General features: G+C 70.4%; 4 protein-coding genes and 1 pseudogene. 4 read left to right on the top strand and 1 reads right to left on the bottom strand.

Annotation, left to right across the window (positions count from 1 at the left end):
• The first annotated feature begins 91 nt into the window (after positions 1–91).
• The 3 genes from galE to ABI385_RS03990 all read left to right on the top strand — a co-directional run bounded on the left by galE (position 92) and on the right by ABI385_RS03990 (position 3,157).
• Entirely contained in the window at positions 92–1,102 is a 1,011-nt protein-coding gene (galE, locus tag ABI385_RS04000) for a UDP-glucose 4-epimerase GalE (protein WP_348102446.1), read from the top strand.
• A gap of 139 nt (positions 1,103–1,241) precedes the next feature.
• Positions 1,242–2,132 (top strand): glycosyltransferase family 2 protein, encoded by an 891-nt coding sequence (locus tag ABI385_RS03995; RefSeq protein WP_348102445.1) that lies wholly within the window; start codon positions 1,242–1,244, stop codon positions 2,130–2,132.
• Between the two features lie 53 nt (positions 2,133–2,185).
• Complete coding sequence (locus ABI385_RS03990; RefSeq protein ID WP_348102444.1) at positions 2,186–3,157, top strand: zinc-binding dehydrogenase; 972 nt, start codon at positions 2,186–2,188, stop codon at positions 3,155–3,157.
• A gap of 2 nt (positions 3,158–3,159) precedes the next feature.
• Here ABI385_RS03990 and ABI385_RS03985 read toward each other — a convergent pair whose 3' ends face one another.
• On the bottom strand, positions 3,160–7,425 hold the full coding sequence (locus tag ABI385_RS03985; RefSeq protein WP_348102443.1) for an FtsK/SpoIIIE domain-containing protein: 4,266 nt from the start codon (positions 7,423–7,425) through the stop codon (positions 3,160–3,162).
• Positions 7,426–7,610: 185 nt separating this feature from the next.
• On the opposite strand from ABI385_RS03985, the pseudogene ABI385_RS03980 reads away from it, so the two are divergent.
• Positions 7,611–8,022, top strand: a pseudogene (locus ABI385_RS03980) (CpaF family protein); the annotation flags it as partial.

Raw genomic sequence — 8,022 nt, 5'->3', positions numbered from 1 at the left:
CAGGCCGAGGGCGGGCTTCCCGACCGACGACACGGCCTGGAATCGGGTCGATGGTGTCGGCGCAGCCTCGGGCAATGGCAGGCTGCCGTTCATGAAGATCTTGCTGACCGGCGGTGCGGGCTATATCGGGTCCCACACTGCCTTGGTCCTGCTAGAGGCGGGCTACGAGGTGGTAGCGCTCGACAACCTGGTCAACTCCTCCGCCGAAAGCGTGGTCCGCGTCGACAAGCTCACGGGTGGTTCGGTCCAACTAGTCGTCGGTGACCTCAGCGACCAGGGACTGGTCGAGTCCGCCTTGCGCGATGGAGTAGATGCCGTGATCCACTTTGCGGGGCTCAAGGCGGTCGGTGAGTCGATCGCTCAACCGTTGCGCTACTTCTCGAACAACGTCTCTGGATCGCTGTCGTTGTTGCGCGCCATGGATGCCACGGGCGTACGTACTCTCGCGTTCAGCTCGTCCGCGACCGTCTACGGCGAGGTCGAGCGTCTACCCATCACCGAGGACATGCCCTTGTGCGCAGCAAACCCATACGGGCGAACCAAGCAGCAGATCGAGCAGATCCTCGTTGACCTCGCCGGGTCCGATGACAGATGGCACATTGCGCTGCTTCGCTACTTCAACCCCGTAGGGGCCCATCGGTCCGGGCGGATCGGCGAGGATCCCCACGGCGTGCCCAACAACCTGATGCCCTTTGTCGCCCAGGTGGCCGTCGGTCGACGCGAGAAGTTGGTGATCTATGGAACCGACTACCCGACACCGGACGGCACATGCATTCGCGACTATGTCCACGTGATGGACCTCGCTCGGGGCCACCTGGCGGCGCTGGAGGCCCTTCCCGACTGGCCCGGAGCCCACGCCTGGAACCTGGGCACTGGCCGCGGGGCCTCAGTCTGGGAGGTCCTGCGCGCGTTCGAGCGGGCTGTCGGTCACGACCTCGCGCACCAGGTCGGCCCGCGTCGACCTGGCGACGCACCGGTCAGCTACGCCGATACGTCGAGGGCGGCGTCCGATCTCTCTTGGTCGGCGACGCACTCTCTTGACGACATGTGCGCCGACCATTGGCGCTGGCAGCAGGACAATCCTGACGGCTACCCCGGGTGACGTTACGGCGGCGCATGTTGTCCCTCGCTGCCACGGGGCAGGGTGGACACGCCTTCAGCGCCGGGGGCGCGGCGCGGCGCCGTTTCGACGATTTTCCGACCATCGGCGTCCACGCGCCTAGGGAAAATGGTGAACGAGCGTGGCAATCGTGAAGCAGCAGACCACCCTGCGGGTCGTCGTCGTCACCTACTTCCCGGGCGATAGCCTTCCTGCTTTCCTGTCATCGCTCGCCACAGCGTCCCAGAGCGATGTTCCCGTCACCGTGGTAGATAACGGATCGACGGACGGCACCGTCGAGTACGTCCGCGATCACCCGAGCATCGAGTTGATCGACGGCGGAGGCAACCGCGGATACGGCGCTGCTGCCAATCTCGGCGCGGCCGATGCTGTTGAGGACTGGCTCATTATCGCCAACCCGGACCTCACGTTTTCTCCGAGTTCCGTGGACGAGCTCCTCGCGGTGACTCGAAGGTGGCCTAAGGCGGGTGTCCTCGGTCCTCGAATCCATACACCAGACGGACGCCTGTACCCGTCGGCCCGTGAGCTGCCATCCCTCGGCAGGGGCGTCGGTCATGCGGCTCTCGGGTGGGTCTGGCCCGCCAACCCATGGACCGCCTCGTACCGACGAGAGCGAGGAGCGCCCGTCGAAAGCACGGCGGGCTGGGTGTCGGGCGCCTGCATGCTCATCCGCCGGGAGGCTTTCATGACCGTCGGTGGTTTCGACGAGGGCTACTTCATGTACTTCGAGGACACCGATCTGTGTGAGCGGATCGCAGCAGCCGGCTGGGACGTGGTTTACGCCCCGTCGGCCGTCGTGGAGCACCAGGGGGGCCAAGCCACCTCTACTCGAGCCGAAGCGATGTCCAAAGCACATCACGACAGTGCGTATCGGTATCTCGCGCGCAAGTACAGCGGCGCACCATGGGCTCCCGTCCGGGGTTTGCTGCGCGTGAGTCTCTGGGGACGTTTTCAGCTTTCGCGCCGGGTAGCCCGAGTCGGACACGGTGCCAAACCCACTCGCGAGGCCTGACCGCGCGCCTGTCGACTCCACCGGGTTCGCGCAGACGCCAATACAGTGGAATGGTGCTTGCTGCCTACGCCGCCCGGAGCTCCGCCCACGAACCGCTGAGTGCACTCGAGATCGGCGAGCGTCCGGAACCCGAGCCCCCCGCGGGTTGGGCGACCGTCCTGCTCACGACCGCTGGCTTGAATCACCACGACGTGTGGTCGCTGCGGGGCGTCGGTCTGCCACCTGACCGGCTACCGATGATCCTCGGCTGCGACGGTGCCGGCCTCGACGAAGACGGCAACGAGGTCATCGTGCACGCGGTTATCGCCAGCGACGGTTGGACGGGCGACGAGACCCTTGACCCGAGGCGGACGCTCCTGTCGGAGCTGCACGACGGCACCCTCGCCGAGAAGGTGGCGGTCCCGCGCGCCAACCTCGTCCCCAAGCCGTCCGAGATGTCCTGGCAAACGGCTGCCTGCCTGTCCACGGCCTGGCTGACCGCATACCGGATGCTGTTCACCAACGCTGGCCTGACGCCCGGTGCGACTGTCCTCGTGCAGGGCGCGGGCGGTGGAGTGGCAACGGCGCTGGTGCAGCTGGGTTCGGCGGCGGGCTATCGCATGTGGGTGACCAGCCGCGACGAGGCGAAGGGCGCGAAGGCAGTGGATATCGGAGCCGACCGCGCATTCGAGTCGGGGGCTCGGTTGCCCGAGCGCGTCGACGCCGTCATGGAGACCGTCGGCGCTGCAACCTGGTCGCACTCGGTCAACGCCCTCAACCCTGGAGGCACCATCGTGATCTGCGGCGCGACATCCGGTGACGCCCCCGCCAAGGCGGAGCTCACCAAGATCTTCTTCAAGCAGCTGCGTGTAATCGGCTCGACGATGGGGACTCGTTCCGAGCTCGAACGACTCGCGAAATTTGTTGCGTCACAAGGAATCCAGCCGGTGATCGACTCGGTCTTCCCACTGGCCGGTGCGCGCGACGGGTTTGCGCGTCTGGTCGACGGGGAGGTTTTCGGCAAAGTGGTGCTGACGGTCGCGTGACGTCAGCAAAGCGCGACCTGGACGCTCGCGACCCGGCCCTCCACGACCAGCAGCCCGCGCCCCGGCACGCGTTCTCCGGTGACCGTCCGCACGCCGAAGGTGGTTCCGTCGGACGGCCAGAGCACGATGCCCGTATGCGCGCCAGCCAGCTCGTGGGCCAGGCCAGTGGCCGACAGGCCGGTTGGCCCCGCCCCGACCGCGACGAACCCAGCGACCTCGTCGACCAGGCGGGCGATCTCGCGCGCCACCGGTTCGGCCGCCCTCCCGGCGATCCGCTCGACGTCGTCGACGAGCAGGGCGAGGTTCTCCTGGTCCCGCCGAGCGGCGATCAGCGCCTCGCGGTCATCGGCTGAGAACTGCCGGACCCCCGGGAGCAGCGTCGCCAGCTCGACACCCACGACGCCCACGGGCATCCCCATCCGCGCCAGCCCATGGCCCAGCGCTGCGAGCGTCGTGGTCCGGCCACTTCCCGGCGGCCCCACCACGACCACTCGACGCTGACCATGTCCGAGCCGGAAACCCACGGTCTCCAGGTCCCCCTCTCGGACCCCGACCGCCACGAGACCGGGGGCCTCGGTCAGCTGCAACACCCGGATCTCTCGCGGTAGTCGTCGGACCCGCCGAGGCTGCCCACGTGCCGAGGGCGACCAGACGTCAGATGAGCCGTCCGGCGGCGCTTCGACAGCGATCTGCACCTCGCGCTTCGTTCGCACGTCTAGAGCTCGACCTGGCGGCTGCCGGGAAGGGACCGCCGACATCGGGATCCCGGCGAGCGTCAGCTCCACCGGGTCGCTGACGCGCAGCACCAGCCGCTCCGAGAGGACGGAGGTCAGCTGACCCGCGAGCAGGGAACGTCCGCCGGTGACAACGGCACGCAGCCCAGCCGCGCCCCCCGACTCCAATAACGCACGCACCTCCGCAGCCACGGTTCCGTTCGAGAGGGCGGCGAGCCGCTCCCATCCATCGACCAGCAGCACTACCCAGCGCGGAGAGTTCCCGCCGCCACCGAGCTCGTCGTGGGCCGTCGTGCGCCACGCCGTCGCTACCCGCGAGGCCGCCGCCGTCTCCCGCGCACCCGCCGCCCGCGAGGCCCTCGCCGTCCTCGCCGTCCCTGCTCTCCGCGCGGCTCCCGAGGCCCCGGCCTCCCGCGATGCCAACGCCGACCGCAACGCACCCAACACGAGCGCCACGTCGGACGCGTCGTCGACCGCGGCCACACCCGCGACGTGGGGCAGCGACTCGAGCGCGGACAGCGCGGGCGGCCCGATCGCATACAGGTGCACGTCCGACGGCGGGAAGAGTCGGCCCAGCGACGCGGCGATGCTCAGAACCGCGGTGGTGCGTCCGCTCCCAGGCCCGCCGGCGATCCCGAGGTGGCCACCCAGGTCGAGGTCCCACACCCACGGAACCTGAGCCTGCCCGGCCGGGTCGTCCGCCAGCCCCACTGGCACGCAGGTGGGCCCGCCGACGAGCGACGAGGCAGTCACGATATCGGGCAGGGGAGGCAGCCAGGGTGACGAAGCCGCAACGACGCCCAGCGAGGTCGCAGCCGAACTGGTCGCCTCGACGATCCGGTCGAGGTCCGTCGGTCCGGCCGGCACATCGGCCCCGATCGAGCGGACCACGGACCTCAACCACGCAGGTTCGACCGGCGTGACGCGCACCCCGACCGCGCGCGGCGGCGTCGCCCCCGACACCAAAGCCGTCTGGAACTCGGTCAGCGACGTCGACGAGCCACGCAGTACGGCCCGGCCCGGCGCCGCAGCAGAGAGTAGCGCAGCAGCCGGCGAGTCCACGACGTCCGTCGAGTCGGCCCGGTCACGAACCCGCAGCGCGATCCGCAGCCCCACGTTCGCCCGAATGTCCGTGGTCACGACGCCACCCGGTCGCTGGGTTGCGAGCACGAGGTGGATCCCCAGCGACCGGCCCACCGCCGCCAACCGCACCAGCCCGGACACGAAGTCGGGTAGCTCCTCCGCCAGCACCCGGAACTCGTCCACGACAAGTACCAGCCGAGGCAGCGGCTCCACACCCAACCGCTGGTATGCCGGGAGGTCGGCTACGCCGGCGTCCGCCAGCAGGAGCTCGCGGCGGCGTACCTCCGCACCGAGCGAGACCAGGGCGCGGCGGGTCAGGTGCTCGTCGAGGTCCGTGACGAGGCCGACGACGTGCGGAAGACCGGCGCAGTCCCGGAAGGTCGCGCCACCCTTGTAGTCCACGAGGACGAACACCATCTCGTCGGGCCGGTTCCGCAGAGCCAGGCCCGCGACGAGGGTTCGCAGCAGTTCCGACTTGCCGGAACCGGTCGTCCCCGCGACGAGCGCGTGCGGGCCGTCCTGGGTCAGCTCTACCTCGAGCGGTCCGTCGGCGGTCGAGCCGAGCACCACGCTCGTCGAACGCGGGTGAGAGGTCCAGCGGCGGACCAGGTCGCTGGCGTCGAGCTCGCCTGATGGGCAGACGAGGTCGAGCAGCCGGACCTCGTCCGGCATCAAGGCCGAGCTCGACCCAGGCGCCGCGTCCCGCAACGGGCACAGTGCCCGCGCAAGCCGCTCGGCCCAGCGAGCCGAGGGCAGGTCCGGAGCCAGGGTGACCTGACCGGCAGGTGTCTCCCAGGCGGCTCGCGTCGGGTTTTCGACGACCAGTACCGAGTCCAGGCCAGGTGGGAGCGCCTGCCGGTCGACGGTGAGCAGGACGAGGTGGACGCCGACCGCGGCGCCCCGCGAGATGACGCCCGCGAGCTCGGCGACGCCGATCGCTCGCACCCCACCGCCCCCGCCGCCCCCGCCGCCCCGCCCCTCCCCACCGCCGGTGCTCGCCGGGCCCGGGCGCATACCGCCCAGGTCGACGAGGGCCAGAACCTCGCCGCGGAGCGCTCCCTCCGGCGCGTTGGCACGAGTGTCGATCTCGGCGAGAAGGATTGCCAGCGCGAGGTTCTCGTCACCGTCGCGAGCATGGGGCAGCATCGCCACCCACTGCCAGTCGGCGGGGGAGCTGGTCACGACGCATACCCGCAGCGTGTGCGGTGAGCGCTGGGCCGCGGCTCGACCGAGCAGGTTCGCACCGGCCCGAGTCGTCAACGGCCGCGGCCCGACCACCCCGAGGTGCCCGACCGGGTTCCATGCGAGGGGCGCGTCCTCCAGCGCCGGCGAACCGGGCACTCCTTCTCCCGCGAAGCCGACGGTCGCCGTCCGCGAACCCAGCCCGACGCGTACCTCCGTCTCGCCGTTCCACAACCTCGCCGACCGCTCTTCGCAGGCCCGCAGCACGGCGCTGGGAGGGGGATGCTCGGCGATCAGGTCCAGCCGTTCGGCGACCGCGGCACCGGCGAGGGTGAGCTCGGCGAGGCGTACGGCGTCCTGGTGCTCGGTCGCGGCTCGCCGGCTGCGTCCCGCTCGCCGCTGCCCCCACCACGCCGCCAGCGAGAGGACCGGGCCGCTCAGCCCGAACAGGAGCATCGTCGGTGAGTGCGTCAGCGCCGCGATCGCGCCGGCCAGAGCCAGCGGCACGAGCAAGGCCACCAGCGGGAACCGAGAGCGCGTCGGTGGCGGGGGAGGCTCTGGGTAGGCCAGTGGTTCGGGCCGCGCCCGAGGCGCCTGCGCGGGCCGAGGGTCGACGAGCAGGTGACCGGCGCCGTCGGGGTGGGCGAGCGCTAAGAGAACTGGCTGCGCCGACCGGTTCGACCGGCGTACCGACCGGTGCAGCTCGAGACGCGACGAGCCGATCGCGATCACAGACCCGTCGGCGGCCCGTGTGGGAGGCGTGCCGACCGGTATGCCGTCGAGCTGGGTCCCGTTGGCCGAGCCGAGGTCCCGCATCGTCACGCCCTCGACCCCCAGTGTGAGCTCGAGGTGTCGGCGCGAGACGTCAGGATCGTCGAGGCAGAGTGAGGTGTCGGCGGCGCGGCCGACGAGGTGTGTTCCGGTTCCGAGGACCAGACGCTCGCCGGTGGCCGGGCCGGAGACCACCCAGAGCTCCCACCCGGAGCCGGGGGCGGCGGGTCGAGGTGCGGTGTCCGAGCCGCCTGTGCCGCCTGTGCCGCCTGTGCCGCCTGTGCCGGCTGGCCCGTCACCGACCACGGCCCCGTCGAGCAGCGGCGGCATACCGAGGGGGCTCGTGACCGAGACCGGCCGACCATCGACGCGAAGCCTGGCGCCTGAGAAGCCGGGCCCCAGGGCCGTAGCGAGATCCCGCGCCGTGCTGCCCGCCGCTGCCTCCACCAGCACCTCGCGCGATGCGCCCCCCTCTTGCACGGTCATCCTGATCCGCACGCGACCTCCCGCCCTCGAACGACCCTGAAAGGTCGATTCTGGGGTTCGGACGAGCCCGTTGGCCCGCGTTGTCCACAGGTCTGCTCGGCTTGTGTACGGCTGGCGACGAGTGGCGCCGGTTCCGCTTAGCATGATCCGCAGTCGTCCGGCAGCCGCCCGGGTGGGAGCACGGAGAGGTCGGTCGGGTGTCGGAAGCTGTGCGGTTCGTCGAGGGTGAGGTGCGCGAGCTCATCCGTCGCGGCGGCCTCGACCCCGCCCGCGACCCCGGCGAGGTCGGCCAGCTGATCCGTGAGGTGATCTCGGAGTACGACGAACGCTCGCTGCACGGAGGCCTGCCGCCGATCGTCGACCACAACGAGACGGCCAAGCAGGTGCTCGACGTGGTGGCCGGGTTCGGGCCGCTGCAGCGCTACTTCGACGACCCCAGCGTCGAGGAGATCTGGATCAACGAGCCATCCAAGGTGTTCGTGGCCCGGCGCGGGGTGGCCGAGCTGACCAACACCATCCTCACCGCCGACGAGGTACGTGACCTGGTCGAGCGCATGCTGCGGACCTCGGGCCGTCGGGTCGACCTGTCGTCACCTTTCGTCGACGCCA

It is taken from the genome of Lapillicoccus sp. (genome assembly GCF_039935575.1).
Classification (GTDB): domain Bacteria; phylum Actinomycetota; class Actinomycetes; order Actinomycetales; family Dermatophilaceae; genus Lapillicoccus.
Note: the sequence above shows the minus strand (reverse complement) of the source record. Positions and strands in the feature narration are given on the sequence as shown.

Bases quoted from the DNA above. Each gene is read 5' to 3' on its own strand.
- galE (WP_348102446.1), top strand. From the start codon at position 92: ATGAAGATCTTGCTGACCGGCGGTGCGGGCTATATCGGGTCCCACACT.